The organism is Aliiglaciecola sp. NS0011-25 (assembly GCF_040370605.1).
GTDB classification, from domain to species: domain Bacteria; phylum Pseudomonadota; class Gammaproteobacteria; order Enterobacterales; family Alteromonadaceae; genus Aliiglaciecola; species Aliiglaciecola lipolytica_A.
In genome coordinates, this window is record NZ_BAABWR010000043.1 from 1 (window position 1) to 2,342 (window position 2,342).

Genomic DNA, 2,342 nt, shown 5'->3' on the forward strand with positions numbered 1-2,342 from the left:
TAAGTTTTAAGGTTAGATATGCCGATATTTGCCTATTTACTGTTGATTGTCGGAGCTTCTTGCTTATTATTTTCAACAGTTTTGGTATTCATTTTTAAACAGCCGAATACAAGTGCATTGGATATTTTGTCTAAGGGTAGTTTTGTTTATCGTAACTTGCAGGATCACATAATAGTTAATTGGGTAAAACCAATATATGCATTACTCTACATGGGGCTAAGTTGTATTTTAATAGCGATTTTTGGGGTGTTAATCGTCAATATATAAAACTTATAACAAACGCATTAAAATGGACGCCTAACAGTTGGCTGGCGCTCATTCTTCGCTAAGTTTAGCCAACTGTTTTCCGCCATTTATGCGGAGTGTTATAGCGCTTTTCCCTGTTAATATCCTATTAAGTGCAAAGGCGGGCTTTGTCCGTATTTCTTCGAGTTAACTACTGCTTTTTTCCGTAATCGGTCAGTCGTTTATTCAATTAAAAATACTTTCTTCCCAACCAGTTTTATCAAACACAGTCCAAAGTAACGTTTATCAATAGTTGTAGTTTTCTGGCGGTTTGGTTTAGTCTAGGATAATAATTTTAATCAATGTTGTTGTGTCACAGGCTTGTGGCGGCAAAGCCGCGAAAGTAAAGTGGGGTGGCGCAATAACAAACAAATGTTGCTGACCCAAACTCGCGGCCGTTGCTCGTTCCTCACAAAGTTTAGGCCACAAGTTTGTGCAGCAAATTCGGACGTTAGCTCTTTCAAGGATGACCATGGATTCTTTAAAAACGAACAATAGAGATAGACTTGTAAGTGTCGCTAAAGCAGCATCTGGCGCATTGCCTTTTATAGGTTCAGCAGTTTCAGAATTACTCGACAGTGTTGTTCCTAATTTAAGGTTCGAAAGAGTAGTTTCATTTCTTCAAACTTTAGATGAGAGAGTGTCAAAAGTTGATGCGGAACTAAATAGCTTTAAGCGGAACTTGAACACAGAACAAGGAACCGATTTACTAGAGGAAGCGCTTGTTCAGTCTTCTCGTGCGGTATCTGAAGAAAGAAGACAGAGGATTGCTTCTTTGACCGAAAAAGCACTGACTGGCGATAAATTAAAATATGAAGAAGCTAAAAAGATTTTAAATTTGTATCGTGAACTTACAGACCCAGAGGTTGTTTGGCTTATATATTATTCTTTGAGGCCTTCCCTAAGTCACGGCCCTCATACTGAATGGGTAGAAAAGCACCCTGACGTATTAAGGCCAATATCGAGAGAGATGTCTGCTCCAATAGAAAAACGAGAACTTGCTGCTTTACAAGATAGCTACAAAGAAACTCTTCTTCGCTTTGGGCTCACTGAAATGAAGGGAAAAAGCGCAAGTCTCACTACTCTCGGCAGAATGCTAGTAAATTACATCACAGATATAGACGAACAGAGCTAACAATCCGCTGTAGTCGGTCGCAAGCTCCCTGGGACAATAACACGTGGGCTCAGTCGCTTCGCTCCAAATTTTAGCCCACGTGTTATTGCCCCTAAGCGGAGTGTTAGCTTTCAATACGGGCTTGGGTGTAAGATTATTTAAACGGATTTAAAATGGAAAATTTAGTTAACAAAATATCTAGCAAAAAAGCTAATTACCTCTACCTTATTACCTTTTGCGTGTTTGCAGTTTTAATTTATATACGTGAATCAAAAAACTTTGGTCATATTTTTGATTTTCTACCTGTATTAGGTGGAAGTATTCCCTATTTCGTTTTGACAATCTCTTTAATTTTTATATATAAAAATAATGGTAATAACCTTAGAGAACTTGGGTTGTCGTGGCCCACATTTGGCAGTACTAGATTTAGATCATTATTGTTCGCATCTCTTTGGGCATTAATCATTATACTGATTGGACTTGTGAGTGGCTCTATCGTCATGGAGTCTTTCGATCTTATTGTAGGGACAGTGACGGACTCATCACCAAGAAAAAGTGTATTGGTAGGGAATTTACCTTTGTTACTCTTACTTACTCCTTTGATGTGGCTAGCCGTTATTGGTGAAGAGTTACTTTTTAGAGGATTCATTATGAATTTTCTTGCGAAGAAGTTTGGTGGTACAACTAAAAGTTGGATACTGGCAATTGTTGTATCTTCACTGATTTTTGGTTTAGCTCATTTTTGGCAAGGAGCTCGAGGGATAGTGGGAGCTGGTGTTTTAGCCTTAATATGGGGAACGGCTTACTATCGTTGTGGACGCAACCTGTGGCCTACTATAATTGCACATAGTGTTGGCAATACAATTGCTTTTATATCAACCTACAATAGTTAAAGTATCTAAAGATCGTAGACTGAAAGCTAACAAGAACTTCAAACGGAATT

General features: G+C 38.4%; 2 protein-coding genes. Both read left to right on the top strand.

Annotated elements, in window-relative coordinates:
* Positions 1-757 precede the first annotated feature (757 nt).
* Complete coding sequence (locus ABWV72_RS21050) at positions 758-1,420, top strand: hypothetical protein (RefSeq protein ID WP_353372928.1); 663 nt, start codon at positions 758-760, stop codon at positions 1,418-1,420.
* Positions 1,421-1,572: 152 nt separating this feature from the next.
* Entirely contained in the window at positions 1,573-2,292 is a 720-nt protein-coding gene (locus ABWV72_RS21055; protein WP_272179479.1) for a CPBP family intramembrane glutamic endopeptidase, read from the top strand.
* The last annotated feature ends 50 nt before the right edge of the window (positions 2,293-2,342 follow it).

What these genes read in the sequence shown, in the direction of transcription:
- ABWV72_RS21050 (WP_353372928.1), top strand. Translation starts at nt 758, where the DNA reads ATGGATTCTTTAAAAACGAACAATAGAGATAGACTTGTAAGTGTCGCT.
- ABWV72_RS21055 (WP_272179479.1), top strand. Translation starts at nt 1,573, where the DNA reads ATGGAAAATTTAGTTAACAAAATATCTAGCAAAAAAGCTAATTACCTC.